The sequence below is a fragment of the Candidatus Marinimicrobia bacterium CG08_land_8_20_14_0_20_45_22 genome, from assembly GCA_002774355.1.
Lineage (GTDB): Bacteria > Fidelibacterota > UBA2242 > UBA2242 > UBA2242 > 0-14-0-20-45-22.
In genome coordinates this window covers 36,105-54,176 of record PEYN01000191.1, presented here as the reverse complement: position 1 = coordinate 54,176, position 18,072 = coordinate 36,105, and the positions used below count along the sequence as shown (strand labels likewise).

The following is an 18,072-nucleotide window of genomic DNA, read 5'->3' as shown; positions in this document are numbered from 1 at the left end:
CACTGGAGTGATTGAGGCAAGATGCGTGTATGCGTCAGGCTGGTTAGATTGCTGAGATTATTTAGCGGTTGGATAAAAAGGCAACACGACGTGAGTCACACGTAGGGCAAGTGTTTTCGTCACAAAGTAGATAGCGGTAATTGTCCCGGAAAAACGGTAATCCGGTCTCCATCAGTAAAGAAACAGGAATCAGTGAAGACGTCGAATCTCCCGACTTCACGTAAGTAATTTGACTGGTTTCTCGAAGATAAGATTCATAATTGACGAAGGATTTGGCGCAACTGGGTATTTCATGCAATACCTGCTCACCGTGAATTGAAACGCCGATCGGTTCGACGCCTAAATGTTTCCATGGAGAAAAATCGCTCTACGGAACGGGAGCGCGGTTTTCCAAGTAGTGGAAAAAGGACATCGCAGAAAAATCAACGCCCAGCAAAAGGACAAAAGCATTGGATCGGTTTGACAACCATTCGAGAATGCTTCCGTTTCCAAGTGGGCGGTAGGGTGAATTATCTTCGCCGATTTCGCCAGTTATTTTTCTCTACAGTGAGAATGAGTGCGTGGGTGAGCTAGTCCGAATGACTTCAGCGGAGTCGAGGAAAAATTCCGAAACGGCGCCGGTTTTGGCGGGTGTATGCTCACGGTCGAAAATATCGTAACCGCCACTTCGCCTTTTGAAACAATAAGTAAAGGCGGGCATGATGATCGATCCGTTTGGAGTAATTTTGGATTTTAAGTTTGCGATCAGTGTTTCGATATTTAAAGAATGAAAAGCAGAACGTATCTGACGAAAACTGCTATGGATGAGTAGATGATAACCTTCTTTCAGTCCAAGGTGATTAAAGTAATCATCGAAAGCCAGATCAGATTCCATCATTAGAAAATTTAGGGAATTTGTTGGATAAGAAATACAAACTTGGCAATTAAGTAATATGAGGAGAAAGAAATATTTCAATTATTTATAGATTTCATTTGACAAAGAAAGTAGAATTCTCTAAAATTTGCTCAAGGATTTGAAGACTTAGTCGGAGGAATGATTTTGAGAGAAAAAAAGAGAATTTCGGCTTTACTGGCAATCACGGTACTTTTTACCCTCGTCTCAAGCGTTGCGCTCGGAAATTCAAGATATTATTCCTCAGTCCAGCAAATCTGTAAAGCGTACCAGATAGAGGTCGATTACAACCGAATGAGTTTGATCGAAACGGCTAATGGCACTAAGGATTTTAGTTTAACAATCAACAGCGCCCGGAACAATTTCGACCGCATCATGCTGATTGGCTTTTACGCCGCTGGGAAAGCGATGTTGTATTTGAGAGAAGATATTCAGACAGTAAATATTATCGTGAACGTCGAATACAAGAGCGTTGAAAATATCATGGCAACTGCAGTAAAGGAAGACATTCTTGCTTATGTCGATGGCAAGATGTCTTCAGCGGATTTTGTCAGGAAGATAAAATTTAGCTAAACACAAAGAACAAAACCTATAGGAGGAATTCATGGATCCTTTTTCTTGGTCTTACACATTGATGATGTATTTGAGAGGCATTGGTTGGGCAATTGTCGCATCGCTTGGTTTTTCTTTCGGAGTCGGATTAGCCGTTAAGATATTTGACTGGCTGTCTTCCGACATAGATGAGTGGGAAGAGATCAAGAAGGGAAACATCGGCGTTGCGCTCATTCTCATCACCATCATTCTCATGGTCGGACTTCTGGTCTATAAAGTTATCTAAGACGGCCTTATTCTCATTTTGTATAGGGGAAATTCCGATCCGTACGGAATTTTCTCTTTTTGCGTAATACTTTGATCGGCGGAAACAAAATGTTGATTCGGCAAATGAAATGGTTTATATTTTATGCAGGAAAATTGGGAGCAAAAAATGGAAGAGAAAAATCGAAATAGCGTTGAAAATGTCAGCAGGCGAGACTTCCTCAAAAAAATGGCGGCAGCGGTGATTTTTACAACGCCAACGATTCAGACATTTAAACTACTTCAGACAACCAGCGATCCATGGAATTCCTGGACGGGTCATGGCCATCATCATCACAAACCACCTCCGCCCCCGCCTGTATTACCGAACGAGCCAAATCCACCGCAGTTTTAATCTGCGTTCAATACTTGCCTTTAAAAATTGTATAAAAGTTGGCGCCGTTTCTCTGAGATGGCGCTTTTTGTTTATTGGGTTCGCCGGACGATTTCCGAGATTCGTTTGATTTTTCTCTCATAGTCGATTTTATTAATTCCAGTTAGCGAATGTGGCTTTCCCTGAATTTGGTCGGACAAAGCTTCTAATTCCTTTCCGGAGAATTGGACGACATTAAGGACATGTTTTTCAAATGCTTCATAGGCGATCGGAACGACAATTTTCGTAATTTGGGCGATCATATTGGCATATTCCCGAATTTCATATTGTGCGTGATCATCCATCCGGAGTTGGAGAAAATGAAAGAGGTTGTGCAGGTCAATTTGCCAATACCATTCCGTGTAAAGCGAGAGAGGAAGGTTGATGCGCGCCAATTCTCTGGCAATATTCATGTCCAGTAATTCCTGATAATCAGCATAGAGTTCTTCCTGATTTTTCAGCAGAATGCCGAGCGTTTTCTTGCGCAACTCTGCGGGAACCGCTTCCGCACTTCGCCCCTGTCGATTGTCTTTGCTCTGAAAGCGAATCGAGTCTTCTTTTGGCATATAAAACTCATTTTTCATTACACTGTATCTGCCGGAGATTTCATTGACACGGGCAGAACGGTGGCGAATCCATTGCCGAGCCACGAAAATCGGCATTTTGCAGTGAAAGGTCATGATGACTTGTTCAAAGGGTGAAGTATGTTGATGACTCAGTAAATAATCGATCAAGGCTTTATCTTCGCGAACCGTTTTGGTTCCTGAACCATACGAAACTCGAGCGCTCTGCGCAATTCGTTGGTCGCCGCCCAGATAATCGACCAATCGAACAAACCCGTGATCCAGAACGGGGAATTCTTTATCTAAAATATTCTCGGCTTCGGGTGTAGTGATATGTGCCATTTTTCGTCTCCATTTTTACGGCGAAATGTACGCTTTTTTCCAAACTCAGGGAAGTAGGTTGTTTGGTGATTTTGAAAAGATTGACCGTTCATCGATTTTTCGTTTGACAATCCGACGCCTTTTTTCAAAATTACATCAGGATGAAAATCAAATTCAACTTATTGCTTCTGTGTGTTTTATTGGTAGAATTGCGGGCACAAGCACCACTTTCGACGGATCCTATCGATGCGGAAATTTTTCGCAAATCGGAAGGAATCGGTGCAATCCGATTTTCTTCTTTAAAAAGTTCATCAGCATCGCAAAGTTCGTTCGATGTCGGTTATCTCGGCTTGGATTTGAATCTGAATATTCCCGCTCAATCAATTTCCGGGCTGACCGTAATCCGCGTCCGGTCGCTCGAAGCCAATCTGGCGGCTATCGATCTGGATCTGGACGAAGCGATGATCGTCGATAGCATTGGCGGCGTCGCAAGTGGATTTACTCACGTTTCCAATCGGCTTTCTTTGTCGTTGAATAGAGATTTCGGAATTGGTGAAATCGCGGAAGTCAAAATCTGGTATCACGGTTTTCCGAAAAACCTGGGAAGAAAAGGATTGATGTTCGGTGAACATGATGGAGTGCCGGTCGTTGCCTCGCTCGATCAACCATATTATTCCAGCACGTGGTTTCCCTGTAAAGATTTACCCGAAGATAAAATCGATTCGGTCGATTTCTACATTACCATTCCCGATACTCTTGTTGCGGTTTCGAACGGATTGTTGGCCGAGACGATCCAAAATGGGAACGGAACTGCGACTTTTCACTGGCAGGAACGATACCCAATCGCCAATTATTTAATCTTTTTAGCCGTTTCAAAATACGCCTACCGCGAGGATAGTTACACCGGACTCAAAGGCGAAAATATGCCGATTCAGTTCTGGATTTTTCCCGATCAGGTCGAATCGGCTATGACCACGTTGAGTATGACAAAAGATATGATTCATTTTTTCTCGACAGTATTTGGCGAATATCCGTTTATCAAAGAAAAATATGGAACGGTTCAATTTCTCTGGAGTGGTGGGATGGAACATCAGACATGTACGAGTCTGGGTAGTTACGGAGAACTGCTGATCGCGCATGAGCTCGCTCATCAGTGGTGGGGCGATATGGTCACTTGCGCCAACTGGCGTCATATCTGGCTAAACGAGGGATTTGCTCGATACTGTGAAGCTTACTGGTTCGAGCACCAAAACGGTCCCGGAAGCCTAAAAGTCTATATGGATTACCTTAATCGACCGAGCGAGTGGCGTTCTAATCGTCTTCTCGTAACGGATACGACGGATGTGGCATTCATTTTCGACCGCGTAGTTTACGATAAAGGCGCGTGGGTTCTCCACATGCTTCGGAAAATCGTCGGGGAAAGCGGTTTTAACCAAATTCTGCGGGCGTACCGGGAAACGTACGGCATGAGCGTAGCGCAGACGCGGGATTTTCATCATGTTTGTGAGTCGGTTTCTGGGATGGATTTAGATTGGTTTTTCGACAAATGGGTTTACGGAGAAGGCCAGCCACATTATAAATTCAAATGGCAGAGAAACCGAAACGATAACCGCAGTTGGTTGCTTGATTTGCATATCGATCAGATTCAGACGACATCGACTGTTTTTTTGATGCCGATTGACATCGTCGTGAAAACGGAAAATGGCGACGAATCTTTAACGATTTGGGACAGCCTTCCGTCACAGGATTTTACGATGATCTGCGCCGCCAAACCGCTTTCCGTCGAGATCGATCCCGATTCATGGATTTTAAAAAGTGTCAGTGATGTCACGATTGATCCGGATGTCGGTGAGTTTCCCAACGAAATTTCCATTTCCGAACCATTTCCCAATCCGTTTAATCAGACTGTAACTTTTCAGGTCTATTTGCCGATTGATTTTCAGGGCGCATTGACGGTCGTGGATTTGGCAGGGAAAAAGATTGACGAAATTCAAACTGGTCGATTAAAAGCAGGAAATTTACGCGAGACCTGGACACCAAACAGAATTTCATCAGGTTTGTATTTCATCCGGCTGGAAGGCTCGGGTATTTTCAAACAACAGAAGGTCGTGTATCTCAAATGAGTCGTAGCTTTTTAATGTTCGTTCTGTCTAAGAAAAATGTGTAAACTTGGACGTGTAACTTTGAAGGTAACTTGCGTAAGGAACAAATCAAGCATCTCTTGGTTTCAAAAAACATGAAGAAAATCATTATCATCAGTCTATTCGTTTCTTTTTTTCTAACCGGGATCGCTTATTCCCAATTTGGGAAAAACAAGGTGCAATATGACAACTATCACTGGTCGTACATTCAGTCTGATAACTTCGACATCTACTTTTACGAAGGCGGAGAAGATTTGGCTCTTTTTGCAGAACCAGTCGTTGAGCAAGCGCTTAAGGATATTTCCAGCATTCTGAACTGGCGCGTCAGAAAGCGAATTTCACTGATTCTGTACAATTCCCATTCCGATTTTCAACAGACAAATGTCATTCTGGATTACATGTACGAGGGAATCGGCGGCGTGACCGAACTTTTTAAAAACCGCGCTGTCGTTCCTTTCGATGGGTCTTACGCCGACTTCTGGCACACGTTACGTCATGAATTATTACACGTTGTCGTCAACGATATGATTTACGGCGGAAACGTCCAGAGTATGATTTCGGGAAGAGTTCGTTTGCAGATTCCGCTTTGGATGCATGAAGGGTTGGCGGAATACACCTCGCTCGGCTGGGATACCCATGCGGATTTGACGCTCCGCGATGCCGCTCTCGGAAATGAGATTCCGAATCTCGATGAACTAGATTACTATATGACTTACAAGGGTGGGCAATCGGTTTATCGCTATATCGCATCGCGTTACGGTAATGAGAAAATCGGCGAAATTTGGGCACAGATGAAAGGACATGGAAACGCCGAAAAAGGGATGAAAGCCGCCATCGGAATGGATATGAAAGAGTTGGGCGAGAAATGGCATCGCTGGGTAAGAGCTGAATACTGGCCGGATGTCGCCGATCGCGATGAAATCAAAACGATGTCGAAACAATTGACTGATCACAGAAAAATTAAGAATTACTTTAATACCGGTCCGGCAATCTCGCCAAGCGGCGACAAAGTTGCCATTATGTCCGATAGAAAAGGGTACGCCGATATTTTTCTCATTTCTAGTTTGGATGGAAAACCCATCACAAAATTAGTCAGCGGTCAAAAATCTCCCGATCTGGAAGAATTGAAATGGCTGAATCCGAGATTAAGTTGGTCTCCGGACAGCAAGAAGATCGTCCTTGCTGTTAAAAGCGGAAAGGACGATGCACTGATCATTGTTGACGTGAAAACCAAAAAACGAGAGCGAATAACTTTTACGAATTTGGATGAAATCTTCGATGCCGCATGGTCGCCCGATGGAGAAAGCATTGCTCTTGTAGGCTTAAAATCGGACAGGAGTGATCTTTATCTTTATAATCTGAAGACCAAAACAACACGGCGCCTGACCAACGATCGCGAATCGGATTTTGAACCGTCGTGGTCGCCTGATAGCAAGAAGATAGTTTTTGCCTCACAAAGAAATGGATACGGCAATGACGGCAAGGTTTCAAAAGAAAATCTTGCTTCAGGGATCGAATTCCGCCAGACTGATCTGTATGTTTATGATATGACGGACAGTTCCATTACGCGTCTGACCGATTCGCCATGGGATGAAAATTATCCGGTTTGGGCAAATACAAAAAACGCCATTATTTACACATCAGACATGGAAGGAATTTCCAACATTTACGTTTATTCGCTCGATACGAAGGAATCGGTAGCAATCACTAGCGTTTTAACGGGCATTTTTCAACCAAGTTTGAGTAAAGATGATTCTCGTCTTGCCTTCGCAGGATTTGCAGACGGCGGCTGGGATATTTATATGGTTTCAAATCCATTATCGATGATGAATGAGAAAAAAGAAATCAAGCCGACGGTTTACGCCAAAGAAATTATGAAAAGCTGGAACGAACCGGCGAAAGCTGTTCTGAAAAACGATTCATCCGAAGTTGTCAAACCTACCTTAACTCGTACCGTTAGCGTGGCGCAGAATTATTCCAATTACATTTTTGCACCCAGCATCGACGCGGTCGGTATGATTCCGGATGAACCGGATACGACGCCGGTGAAAACCGATACGCTTCAGAATAAAACACCCGACGGCAAATTTGTCGTCAATCCATATAAAACAAAATTCACGCTGGATATGATCGACAGCCAAGCGGGATACAATACGTTTTGGGGCTTGCAGGGAACGACAATTTTTGCGTTCAGCGATATTCTTGGAAATCACCAACTGTTATTCGGAACCGAAATGTACATCGATCTTGAAAACAGTGATTATTACCTGGCTTACCAGTATCTTGGCAAACGCACGAATTATTCCGTCGTCGGTTTTCATTCTGCAAACTTTTGGTCGCTAAGTTATTACTATATGTTGCGGCTCAGAAACTATGGTGCCGACTTTTCGGTTTCGAGGCCTTTCTCCCGTCTTAGCAGGAGCGAATTTGGGTTGACTTCGTATAATGTCGAACAAAGCCTAATAAACGTTTTGACCGGGACGACCGATACCAGCATCACGATCAACACTCTTTTACCGCGTGTTGGTTTCGTTTTCGATAACACACTCTGGGGATACTTCTATCCGATGGACGGTTGGCGCGGCCGGTTAGATTTCATGATGAGTCCAAAGTACAACAAGAATAGTATGGAATTTCAGTCGTTGACTTTTGATCTGCGTCGATATTACAAATTAGACAACGAATACTCGTTCGGGCTGAGATTGTCCGGCGGTTTAAGTGAAGGGAAGAATGCACAACGTTTCTTCCTGGGCGGAGAATCGAACTGGATTAATCAGAAATACAGACGTTATCACGATTATGAAAATGTTGAAGACCTTTATTTTTCGCAGTTCGTTACGCCGCTAAGAGGGGCGCGCTATTACGAACGGGAAGGCACGCGGTATTTTCTGGCGAACCTCGAATTCCGATATCCGTTCATCAAATACATGGCGCTTGGTTGGCCACTTCCGATGAGGATGGGTGGCATTCAGGGAATTACTTTCCTCGATTTCGGATCGGCGTGGGACGGCACAGATTTTCATCCGTTTGGCCGAGACTTGGCAAATGGTCTCTACATGGACGATTTGGTTTCCGGCGTTGGTTGCGGAATGCGCCTGTTTTTCGGTTATTTTCTCCTGAAGATCGATGTTGCATGGCGATACGATTTCGACCAATTCTCAAAACCTAAATACTATTTATCGCTGGGATTGGATTTCTAACCGACCAGGCTAAAATATATTCCATCGACTTCCAAACCGTTCAGCGGCAATAAAATACTTGGTTTCCATGCGACATCGGTATTAGTTTCTGTCCGAGAAACCGTGGTTTTAATGATAGTAAAAGATGAAAACGATGAGCGATAAAAAAACAAAATATCTTCAGTTTCTGATCTTGTGCCTAATCTGGAGCACAACGTGGGGAATGATCAAAGTGGGGTCGGAGGAAACGCCGCCGATGGTTGGTCTTTCTATCCGGTTTATCATCGCATCGGTGATCCTTTTTTCAATCATTTTCGTAACAAAACGGAAAATTCCCCTCGACAAGTCATCGGTCATCATCTATCTAATCGCCGGAATTTTTAGCCAGACGCTAAGTTATTACTGCACTTATTGGGGCACGCAATTCGTGACCAGCGGATTGTCGGCCATTCTCTGGGCTACGATGCCGCTGACGGTTGGCATTTTTGCGCATTTTATGATTCTGGAAGAGCGGTTGAATTGGTTGCGCATCACCTCTGTTTGCGCTTCGATTTTCGGCGTAATTCTTATCCTTTCTGATCAAAAATTGGTTTTCAACTGGCAGGTGTTAGCGGGCGGTTTTATCATTCTGATTGCTGTTTTATTTGGGTCTTATCCAGCGGTTTACCTAAAAAAAAATCAAAAGTCCGTCGATCCGCTGATACTAACCGCGATGTCACTTGGAATTGCGGCAATTTGTCATTCGGTCGGTACGCTGGCGACAGGGCAATGGCAAGAAATGAATTGGAATTTGAAAAATCTCGGCGCCGCCGCTTATCTCGGCATATTTGGTTCGGCGATGGCGTTTTTCATCTATTACTCCTTGCTGAGAAAGACATCAGTCCTCAAACTTTCATTCATCAATTTTGTGACGCCGGTTTTTGCGGCGGTACTGGGTTGGCTATTACTCGGCGAGGTCATCACGTTTCGCGAGATTGCCGGAACGATCGTCATTTTCTCTGGACTCTTTTTCTTTGATTTTCGGAAATACTTAGATTCCCTTCAAATCCGTTTAACGAGGGAGCAGAAACTATGAACGCTAAGACAAAAATTGCTTTTGTCTGTACAGCATGCGGATCCGTTCAACCCAAGTGGTCTGGAAAATGTCCTGAGTGTGGCGCGTGGAATACAATGGTCGAAGAAAAGGTCGTCAAACGGTCTGAAAAAGTAACTACGGAAGCAAGGCGCGAGCCTCAGCCGCTGACAGCCGCAACAACAACGAAGATCGAGCGTTCTAGAACGGGAATCGAGGAATTCGATCGCGTGCTGGGAGGCGGATTTGTCAACGGCTCGGTTATTTTAATCAGCGGTGAACCCGGCATTGGGAAATCGACCATTATTCTTCAGGTACTTGAAAAACTGAAAGGCGAAAAATTTCTGTATTTTACCGGTGAAGAATCTGAAGAGCAAATCCGTCTCCGCGCAGAGCGTCTGGCGATCCGGGATCCGCGTATTTGGGTCGCTTCGGAAAACAATCTTGAAAATATTTTGTACCAGATGGAAAATCACCGTCCATCTGCTATTGTTATCGATTCGGTTCAAACGGTTTACTCCGATGCTTATGAGAACGTTCCGGGAAGCGTGACACAAGTGCGCGAATGTGCCGGGCGACTGTTGCGAAAAGCCAAAGAACTCGGTATCATTGCGGTTTTCATCGGACACATTACCAAAGACGGTATGATCGCAGGACCGAAAGTGCTGGAGCATTTGGTCGATACGGTTCTGTATCTTGAAGGCGACAAACAAAACTTTTATCGACTTTTGCGGTCGATGAAAAATCGTTTCGGACCGACAAACGAAGTTGGGATTTTCGAAATGAAAGAAACCGGACTGATTCCTGTCGGGAATCCGTCAGATTTCTTTTTATCCGAAAGACGAGAGCATGTCGCCGGTTCCGCAATCGCCGTCAGCATGGAAGGTACGCGTCCTTTTTTGATCGAAGTGCAGGCGCTGGTGACGCAAACCACCTATGGAACGCCGCAGAGAACGGCGAATGGAATCGATTATCGTCGGCTGGCGATGCTGATCGCCGTCTTGGAAAAGCGTGCCGGTTTCCCGCTCCGCACGCAAGACGTGTTTGTCAATCTGGTCGGCGGCTTGAAAATTGACGAAACGGCAATCAACCTCGGTTTGGTTGCGGCGATGGCTTCAAGTTTTCGCGACATTCCGCTGGATCCTATGTCGGTGTTCATCGGAGAAGTCGGATTGGTTGGAGAAGTCCGGAGCGTGCCGTTTATTGAGCAACGCGTAAAAGAAGCAGTCAAGTTCGGTTATCAGAAGATTTACGTTCCCAAACATAATCTCCGCCTGCTAAAAAACGATAGCGATTCCAAAATTATCGGAGTTGATTCGATCAATCATCTGTTGGGAATAGCGCTGTAAGGGTTGAATAGGTTTGATAGGAAGATTCAGTAGGATTAGGTTTGATTCGGTTGATTAGGATTGTTGGATTTGTGGAAAAGTCGTTGGAAAATAGGAATAAGTTCGTGGTTAAAGTGGCTATTAAAGAATTATTCCTGTTCCCTGCGCTCTCTGCGTGCTCCGCGGTTAAGATTTCTCGATTAGGTTCTATATGAACTTTAAAATTTTAGCAAAAGACGCTAATTCTCTGGCTCGCGCCGGCAGATTCGAAACTGATCATGGTCCGGTAGAAACACCGATTTTTATGCCAGTCGGAACTCACGGCGTCGTCAAGACCCTGACTCCAGCGGAGTTAAATGACTGCCATGTGCAGATTATTCTTGGAAATACATATCATCTGTTTTTGCGACCGGGACTTGAAGTTATTCAGGGCGCCGGCGGATTGCATCGGTTCAATGGTTGGAATAAGCCAGTTTTGACCGACAGCGGCGGATTTCAGGTTTTTAGCCTGTCACATCTTGGAAAAATAACGGACGAAGAAGTAAAGTTTCGTTCGCATATCGATGGAACGGAATACACCTTATCGCCGGAAATTTCGATGGAAATTCAGAACGCACTTGGCTCTGACATTGTCATGGCGTTTGACGAATGCACGCCATATCCGTGCGATTATGATCATGCTAAAAAATCGCTAGGGCGAACGCATCAATGGGAACTTCGCTCAAAAATCCATTTTGATAAATTGAAACCGCTTTACGGTCATCGCCAATATCTTTTCGGTATTGTTCAGGGGAGCGTTTATTCTGATCTTCGGAAAGAAAGCATCGAAACGCTGAGCCAAATCGGCTTCGATGGGTACGCAGTCGGTGGACTCGCCGTCGGTGAACCGAAGGAAAAAATGTATGAAATGCTGGCACAGGTTTCACCAAACCTGCCGGAAAACGCACCGCATTATTTGATGGGGGTTGGCAAACCGGAAGACATCGTCCGTGGAATCGCAATGGGAATTGATATGTTCGATTGCGTTCTACCATCCAGAAATGCGCGGAACGGAACGCTTTATACATGGAATGGGCGAATCGTTCTCAAACAATCGCAGTATCGGATGGATTTCAATCCGCCGGACGAACGATGCGACTGCTACACTTGCCGCAATTTTTCCAGAGCCTATCTTCGCCATCTGTACATGAGCGACGAGATGACCGGCTTGCGGCTTAATACGCTTCACAATATTCATTTCTTTTTGGAACTGGCGTCGAAGGCTCGCGAATCGATCAGAAACGGCGTTTTCGGTGAATTTCAGGCGGAGTTTTTCCGCAATTATCCCGAAGAGTCCGACCATTGGGAAGCAAATGTCGTTCACAGGGAAGAACGCCGGAAGAAACATCTTGAAGAAAATGCCAATAGAAGTGAGTAAGTTATGGCGATGAAATTTGACAGTATTTGGAACTCGTTAGAAACTAACCGGAATTAAAAAGGCAATCGGTTTAATGGATATAAATGTTTCTTTCTCGCCTGAAGAATATTTCACGTTGACAGACAAAGAGGTCGATGAGCGGATTCAAACCGTAAAATCGGCGCTCGGTGACTCGCTGTTCATTCTGGGTCATCACTACCAACGCGATGAAGTGCTTCGCTATGCGGACGCGGTCGGCGATTCTTTCGGATTGTCGAAAAAAGCTGCGCAGACTTCGGCGAAGTTTATCGTTTTTTGTGGCGTGCATTTTATGGCTGAAACCGCCGACATCATCACGACGCCGGAACAAAAAGTCTTCATGCCGGACGTGACAGCCGGATGTTCGCTCGCCGATATGGCGAATATCGATCAAGTCGAAAAAGCCTGGCGCAAAATCCACTTTTTCAGTCAGAAAAAAACGATTCCAATCACATACATCAACTCTAGCGTCGAACTGAAAGCCTTCTGTGGAAGGAACGACGGCATTGTCTGCACCTCGTCGAACGCCCAAAAAGCGCTGGAATGGGCATGGTCGCGCGGCGAGCGGATTTTCTTCTTCCCGGATCAGTTTCTCGGACTGAATACCGCTTATCGGATGGGCGTTCCGCTGGAGCAGATTTTAGTATGGAATCAGGAAAAGCCGTTCGGGGGACACTCAAAAACTGACATTGAAGCATCGCGATTGATTCTCTGGAACGGTTTCTGTTGTGTGCATCAGGAATTCAGTAAAGAGCAGATCGATTTGCTTCGCAAAGAGGACCCCGCCATTCAAATCATTTCGCATCCGGAATGCAATTTCGAGGTTGTGCAAAGTTCCGATTTCGTCGGAAGCACGGATTATATCATTCGAAAGATTTCCGAGAGCCCAGACAGAACGCATTGGGGCGTCGGTACGGAAAAGAATTTAGTGAACCGGTTGAAGAATCGTTTTCCCCCCAAAAGGATCGTCTTTTTACAATATTACGAGCCATTCTGCGTCACGATGTCTCAGACAACCGCCGTTCATTTACTCTACATGTTGGAGAATTTGGCGAAGGGCAATCTGATCAATCAAGTTTTTGTTGATGACGAATACAGGGAAGACGCGTTGGCGGCTGTGAATCGCATGTTGGAGTTGGCATGAATCCAGATACACCTTTTCGTGAAACAGACGTGTTGGTGATTGGCGCCGGATTAGCCGGTTGTGCGGCGACTTTCGCGGCGCAGAAGGCAGGGCTGAAGGTCGTTTTGATAACTTGCCAAGACGAATTTACCGAGTCATCATCTTATTATGCCCAGGGTGGAATTATTTATCGCGGTGAAAATGAGTCGTTCGAGAACTTGCTGGAAGATTTTCAACGGGCTGGCGCCGGAATCGTTAACGAGCAGGCAGTCAGGCAGATTTATCGATACGGTCCGGAATTCATCGAACAAATTCTCATCGACGATCTCCAGATTCCGTTTAATCGAACGGATGACGGAAAAATAGCGCTGACAAAGGAGGCTTCGCATTCAATCCCACGAATTGCTTACGTGGAAGATCACACCGGTAAGGCGATTCAGGAGTTGTTTTATCAAAAAATCCGTTCATTGGAAAATGTCGAAGTCCTAACTTCCGCGAGCGCGGTCGATCTGATCACGTTAGCGCATCATTCGCTGAATCAATCTCATATTTATGAACCGAGCACCTGCGCGGGTGCTTATATCTATTTTCATAAAGAAAATGAAGTGCGTTCGATTTTCGCGAAGCAGACGATTTTGGCAACTGGTGGATTGGGTCGGCTTTACCTGCATTCGTCTAATCCGCATCATGCGAGAGGCGACGGCTACGCGATGGCTTACAGGGCTGGCGCGCGCATTATGAACATGGAATATGTACAATTTCATCCAACGACACTTTTTTCCAATAACAGTGAGCGGTTTTTAATCACAGAAGCCATGCGCGGCGAAGGTGGAGTTCTTCGGAACAATTCCGGAGAGGATTTTATGAAGCGATACGATCCAGCGGGTTCGCTCGCACCGCGAGATATCGTTGCGCGAAGCATCATTCAAGAAATGAGTAATACCGGAACGCCGTATGTTCTTCTCGACATTACACATCGGGATGCCGACTGGATCAAACGCCGGTTCCCGATTATTTATCAAAAATGTCTCGAAGTGAAAGTTGATATTACCAAAGAAGGAATTCCGGTCGTTCCTGCGGCTCATTACGAATGCGGTGGCGTTGCAACCGACATGCAGGCAAATACGACGATTCATCGTCTGAAAGCTGTTGGAGAAGTCGCTTGCACCGGTTTACATGGCGCGAACCGGCTTGCCAGCAGTTCACTTCTTGAATGTCTGGTTTTTGGGACGCTTGCCGGACGTGATTGTGTTGACCGGATTCGGCAAGACAAAATTATCATGCCGCAGGTCGCCAAATGGAAAGTCGAATACGAACCGCTCGATCCCGACCTTTTACAACAGGACCGCTTGACGCTGAAGCATACGATGTGGAATTATGTCGGTATTGTTCGGAATGCGAAAAAATTAGAACGCGCCTATGGAATTCTGTATCGATTGAAACAGGACATCGATCAATTTTATGCACACAGTCAGTTAAATGATGATTTATTGGGACTCCGAAACGCCGCCACTACGGCGATGTTGGTTTTACATGCCGCCACTTTGCACAAAGGAAGTCGCGGTTGCCATTTTCGGGTCGATTGAGTTATATTAACAGTCAATAAAAATGGAGGTAATGTGAATTCAATACTTTATGCAATGGGTGGAGCCGGTCAGGCGCAAGGCGGTCAAGGAGGCAATCCGCTTTTGTCTCTTTTGCCGTTTCTGTTAATTATCGTTGTGATGTATCTTCTGATGATTCGTCCGCAGGCGAAAAAGCAAAAAGAAAAGCAGAAAATGCTCCAGGAATTGAAGCCGGGAGACGATATTCTAACGATCGGCGGTATTTATGGCAAAATCGAAGGCGTTCGCGAAAAGGAAGGGATCCTGATCGTTAAAATCGCCAAAGACGTAAAAATTACGGTTGCTCGTTCCGCAGTCGCCGACAAAACGCCTGAAAAAATGGCATCGTAACGCCTATGTCTCTCTTCAGAATTCAACTGTACGGGAGTCCCGTTCTCAGTCACAAGACTGCTAATGTCAAAGCGCTGATTCCGCCGGATTTTTCGAAAATTATCGATGATATGTTCGAGACGATGTATGCCGATAACGGCATTGGGCTTTCAGCCAATCAGGTCGGAATCCCGTTGGACTTTTTTATCGCCGATTTTTCTTTAAAAGATGAGAACGGTAAGAAAATGGTTTTTATCAATCCGGAAATTCTCGAACGTCAAGGCGAAGTCGTCGCTGAGGAAGGCTGTCTCAGCATTCCAGAAATCTACGCAGATGTTACCCGTGCCGAGAAAGTCAAGGTTCGCTATGAAGACGTCGAACGGAATGTTCATGTCGAAGAATTTTCCGGTTATTTTGCGCGGGTTGTTCAACACGAGACAGACCATCTGAATGGAATATACATCGTCGATCGCATCAGCCAGTTAAAGCGGAGTTTTATCGCTTCCAAATTAAAACGCATGGCAGCAGATGCTAAAAAAGGAATCACGATTCAGGTTGGATAATATCGGTATGAAAATCGTCTTCATGGGAACGCCCGAATTTGCTCTTCCATCGCTGAAAACGCTCGCCGAATCGCGCCATCAGATTCTTGCCGTTGTGACCGCTATGGATGCTGAAAAAGGACGCGGACTCATCGTTCAGGAAACGCCTGTCAAAACTTTAGCGAAGGAACTCAATTTGCCGGTTTTTCAGCCGCCGGATTTAAAATCTCCGGATTTTATTAGGCAGATGAAAGATCTGAATGCCGACCTGTTCATCGTTGTCGCATTTCGCATTTTGCCGGTCGATTTGCTGGAAATTCCGCGTTATGGCGCGATTAATTTACACGCCTCGCTTCTCCCGAAATATCGCGGTGCGGCTCCGATCAACTGGGCGATTATTAACGGCGAGAAAGAAACCGGGTTGACGATTTTCCGTCTTCAGGCGCGTGTCGATACCGGTGATATTCTTTTTCAGAAGAAAACAGCCATTTTACCGGAGGACACATTCGGCATGCTCTATGAAAAACTGTCCTGTTTGGGGGGTGAGTCACTCGTGCGCGTTGTAAACGAGATCGAAGAAAAACGTCTCGAGCCGATACCGCAGAGACATGAATTGGCTACACAGGCGCCGAAAATTTTCCCCGAAATGGGCGAAATCGACTGGAGAAAAGGTGCCCTGTCTATCAAGAATCTAATTCACGGACTTTCGCCCACGCCCGGCGCGTATTCCTTTTTTGGGAAGAAACGCATCAAGTTTTTGTCGGCGGTCGCTAAATCCGGGGGCAATTCTAAAACTCACGGCGCCATCGTAATCCGCAAGAAAAATTGGTTGGGAATTCAAACCGGCGACGGAATTTTGTTTCCCAAGGAAGTTCAATCGGAAGGGAAAAAACCGCTTTCGATCGATGAATTCCTGCGAGGGTATCAGGGAAAAGTTGGAGATATATTTTCCAGATGAAAGCCCGAACCGCCGCCGTAGAAATCCTTAACTCGCTTCATAGGCGCCCGTCCGATTTTGAGACACGCGTTTCAGAATTTATATCGACTATCGAATTTTCTCAAGAAGACCGCGATTTTATTTACGCACTCGTCAAGGGTGTTATACAATATCGCAGACTTTTGGACTATATTTTAACCTTTTCGCTGAATCGCCAATTTAGCCAGATCGAAATGACGGCAATTCACTTATTGCGCGTTGGCGCCTTTCAGTTTGTCGTGTTGAAAACACCGCCGCACGCGCTTGTCTATGAAACTGTCGAAGCCGCCAAGGAGTTGAAACGCCCCGACCTCGTTCCATTGATAAATGCTGTGTTGAGAAATTTGCCCGAAGAGACTGATTGGCGAAAATCGCTGAGTAGAATTACCGATGAAACCGAGCGGCTCGGCATTGAGTTTTCGCATCCAAATTGGTTGGTGAAACGTTGGATCGCCAATTTTGACGAGGAATCGACCCGCCAAATCCTTGAATTTGATAATTCTTATCAGCCGATTTGCTTCCGTCACAATCCTATCCGTTTTTCTTGGAGTATGACGGAGGAACGACTGGCGCGTCAGAAACAAACGGTGAAGATTATTTCAGAAAAACCAATCCACTTCTTTTCGGTCAATCGTCCCGGTATTTTGCTGAAAAGCGACTTTTTCAGGGAAGGCGGTTGTTCGGTTCAGGATTACAATCAGGCGCTCGCCGTTCTATTACTTTCTCCGAAAGAAGGCGAAACGATTATTGATGTCTGTGCCGCTCCGGGTGGAAAATCGACTCTGATCGCCCAGTTGACTGGCAATCGTTCCACCGTTTACGCATCTGACATCAATGAACAGAAATTGGAGCTTGTGAAAAATGAGTGCTTCCGCTTAGGAATTGATTCGATAAATTATCGTGTGGCGGATGCGAGCCGTGATGCGTTTCCAGAAGCAGATAAAGTGTTGATCGACGCCCCTTGCACCGGCACAGGCGTTTTGTCAAGGCGAGCAGATTTGCGCTGGAACCGAACGGCTCATCACATGAAGCAGGTGTGCTATTTACAGATAAAGATTCTTGAAAATATGTCAAAATTTGTCCGCATTGGCGGAGCGCTTGTTTACAGTACATGCAGTCTGGAGCCTGAAGAAAATTGGAATATCGTTCGTGAGTTTTTGACTAGCCATCCTGAATTTTCCGTTCAGCCAGCGCAAAAATGGGTTGAGAGGACGTATTGCGACGATTCTGGCGCCGTTCAGATTTTTCCACATCGTCATGGATTTACTGGTAGTTTTGCCGTTCGTCTGAACAAAGCTTCGTCCGGAACATCGCAGGAAAAATGAATTGGTTTTTAGG

17 protein-coding genes are annotated in these 18,072 nt (G+C 45.4%); 14 read left to right on the top strand and 3 right to left on the bottom strand.

What is annotated here, in order from left to right:
- Positions 1–367 precede the first annotated feature (367 nt).
- Both COT43_11035 and COT43_11030 read right to left on the bottom strand, forming a co-directional pair.
- Positions 368–535 carry a hypothetical protein gene (locus COT43_11035; protein PIS27377.1) on the bottom strand — a complete coding sequence of 56 codons (168 nt, stop codon included), beginning with the start codon at positions 533–535 and terminating at the stop codon, positions 368–370.
- Positions 536–541: 6 nt separating this feature from the next.
- Positions 542–877 (bottom strand): hypothetical protein, encoded by a 336-nt coding sequence (locus COT43_11030; GenBank protein PIS27376.1) that lies wholly within the window; start codon positions 875–877, stop codon positions 542–544.
- A 156-nt stretch (positions 878–1,033) separates the two neighbouring features.
- Here COT43_11030 and COT43_11025 point away from each other — a divergent pair, with 156 nt between their 5' ends.
- From COT43_11025 to COT43_11015, 3 genes are all read left to right on the top strand, one after another.
- On the top strand, positions 1,034–1,465 hold the full coding sequence (locus COT43_11025) for a hypothetical protein (protein ID PIS27375.1): 432 nt from the start codon (positions 1,034–1,036) through the stop codon (positions 1,463–1,465).
- A gap of 31 nt (positions 1,466–1,496) precedes the next feature.
- Entirely contained in the window at positions 1,497–1,730 is a 234-nt protein-coding gene (locus COT43_11020; GenBank protein ID PIS27374.1) for a hypothetical protein, read from the top strand.
- A 147-nt stretch (positions 1,731–1,877) separates the two neighbouring features.
- Complete coding sequence (locus COT43_11015; protein PIS27373.1) at positions 1,878–2,102, top strand: hypothetical protein; 225 nt, start codon at positions 1,878–1,880, stop codon at positions 2,100–2,102.
- 71 nt (positions 2,103–2,173) lie between these two features.
- On the opposite strand, the gene COT43_11010 is transcribed toward COT43_11015, so the two are convergent.
- Positions 2,174–3,025, bottom strand: coding sequence for a thymidylate synthase (FAD) (locus COT43_11010; GenBank protein PIS27372.1), 852 nt, complete (start codon positions 3,023–3,025; stop codon positions 2,174–2,176).
- 140 nt (positions 3,026–3,165) lie between these two features.
- On the opposite strand from COT43_11010, the gene COT43_11005 reads away from it, so the two are divergent.
- From COT43_11005 to COT43_10955, 11 genes are all read left to right on the top strand, one after another.
- Positions 3,166–5,127 (top strand): hypothetical protein, encoded by a 1,962-nt coding sequence (locus tag COT43_11005; GenBank protein ID PIS27371.1) that lies wholly within the window; start codon positions 3,166–3,168, stop codon positions 5,125–5,127.
- Positions 5,128–5,240: 113 nt separating this feature from the next.
- Positions 5,241–8,345: a biopolymer transporter Tol gene (locus COT43_11000; GenBank protein PIS27370.1), complete on the top strand. Its 3,105-nt coding sequence runs from the start codon at positions 5,241–5,243 to the stop codon at positions 8,343–8,345.
- Between the two features lie 124 nt (positions 8,346–8,469).
- Positions 8,470–9,399 carry a hypothetical protein gene (locus COT43_10995; protein ID PIS27369.1) on the top strand — a complete coding sequence of 310 codons (930 nt, stop codon included), beginning with the start codon at positions 8,470–8,472 and terminating at the stop codon, positions 9,397–9,399.
- Complete coding sequence (locus COT43_10990) at positions 9,396–10,745, top strand: DNA repair protein RadA (GenBank protein PIS27368.1); 1,350 nt, start codon at positions 9,396–9,398, stop codon at positions 10,743–10,745. The genes COT43_10995 and COT43_10990 overlap by 4 nt, the downstream gene beginning before the upstream one ends.
- Before the next feature lie 190 nt (positions 10,746–10,935).
- Positions 10,936–12,141: a tRNA guanosine(34) transglycosylase Tgt gene (locus COT43_10985; protein PIS27367.1), complete on the top strand. Its 1,206-nt coding sequence runs from the start codon at positions 10,936–10,938 to the stop codon at positions 12,139–12,141.
- 73 nt (positions 12,142–12,214) lie between these two features.
- The gene (locus COT43_10980; protein PIS27366.1) at positions 12,215–13,303 is read left to right on the top strand and encodes a quinolinate synthase; all 1,089 of its coding nucleotides are present in this window, start codon (positions 12,215–12,217) and stop codon (positions 13,301–13,303) included.
- Complete coding sequence (gene nadB / locus COT43_10975) at positions 13,300–14,868, top strand: L-aspartate oxidase (GenBank protein PIS27365.1); 1,569 nt, start codon at positions 13,300–13,302, stop codon at positions 14,866–14,868. Before COT43_10980 ends, nadB begins: the two co-directional genes overlap by 4 nt.
- Positions 14,869–14,901: 33 nt before the next feature.
- On the top strand, positions 14,902–15,237 hold the full coding sequence (yajC, locus tag COT43_10970; protein PIS27364.1) for a preprotein translocase subunit YajC: 336 nt from the start codon (positions 14,902–14,904) through the stop codon (positions 15,235–15,237).
- Positions 15,238–15,242: 5 nt separating this feature from the next.
- Positions 15,243–15,779: a peptide deformylase gene (gene def, locus COT43_10965; GenBank protein ID PIS27363.1), complete on the top strand. Its 537-nt coding sequence runs from the start codon at positions 15,243–15,245 to the stop codon at positions 15,777–15,779.
- Positions 15,780–15,786: 7 nt separating this feature from the next.
- Positions 15,787–16,716, top strand: a complete 930-nt coding sequence (locus COT43_10960) for a methionyl-tRNA formyltransferase (protein ID PIS27390.1) — start codon at positions 15,787–15,789, stop codon at positions 16,714–16,716.
- Positions 16,713–18,059 (top strand): hypothetical protein, encoded by a 1,347-nt coding sequence (locus tag COT43_10955; protein ID PIS27362.1) that lies wholly within the window; start codon positions 16,713–16,715, stop codon positions 18,057–18,059. The genes COT43_10960 and COT43_10955 overlap by 4 nt, the downstream gene beginning before the upstream one ends.
- The last annotated feature ends 13 nt before the right edge of the window (positions 18,060–18,072 follow it).

Bases quoted from the DNA above. Each gene is read 5' to 3' on its own strand.
- COT43_11030 (PIS27376.1), bottom strand. From the start codon at position 877: ATGATGGAATCTGATCTGGCTTTCGATGATTACTTTAATCACCTTGGA.
- COT43_11025 (PIS27375.1), top strand. From the start codon at position 1,034: ATGATTTTGAGAGAAAAAAAGAGAATTTCGGCTTTACTGGCAATCACG.
- COT43_11020 (PIS27374.1), top strand. From the start codon at position 1,497: ATGGATCCTTTTTCTTGGTCTTACACATTGATGATGTATTTGAGAGGC.
- COT43_11015 (PIS27373.1), top strand. From the start codon at position 1,878: ATGGAAGAGAAAAATCGAAATAGCGTTGAAAATGTCAGCAGGCGAGAC.
- COT43_11010 (PIS27372.1), bottom strand. From the start codon at position 3,025: ATGGCACATATCACTACACCCGAAGCCGAGAATATTTTAGATAAAGAA.
- COT43_11005 (PIS27371.1), top strand. From the start codon at position 3,166: ATGAAAATCAAATTCAACTTATTGCTTCTGTGTGTTTTATTGGTAGAA.
- COT43_11000 (PIS27370.1), top strand. From the start codon at position 5,241: ATGAAGAAAATCATTATCATCAGTCTATTCGTTTCTTTTTTTCTAACC.
- COT43_10995 (PIS27369.1), top strand. From the start codon at position 8,470: ATGAAAACGATGAGCGATAAAAAAACAAAATATCTTCAGTTTCTGATC.
- COT43_10990 (PIS27368.1), top strand. From the start codon at position 9,396: ATGAACGCTAAGACAAAAATTGCTTTTGTCTGTACAGCATGCGGATCC.
- COT43_10985 (PIS27367.1), top strand. From the start codon at position 10,936: ATGAACTTTAAAATTTTAGCAAAAGACGCTAATTCTCTGGCTCGCGCC.
- COT43_10980 (PIS27366.1), top strand. From the start codon at position 12,215: ATGGATATAAATGTTTCTTTCTCGCCTGAAGAATATTTCACGTTGACA.
- nadB (PIS27365.1), top strand. From the start codon at position 13,300: ATGAATCCAGATACACCTTTTCGTGAAACAGACGTGTTGGTGATTGGC.
- def (PIS27363.1), top strand. From the start codon at position 15,243: ATGTCTCTCTTCAGAATTCAACTGTACGGGAGTCCCGTTCTCAGTCAC.
- COT43_10960 (PIS27390.1), top strand. From the start codon at position 15,787: ATGAAAATCGTCTTCATGGGAACGCCCGAATTTGCTCTTCCATCGCTG.
- COT43_10955 (PIS27362.1), top strand. From the start codon at position 16,713: ATGAAAGCCCGAACCGCCGCCGTAGAAATCCTTAACTCGCTTCATAGG.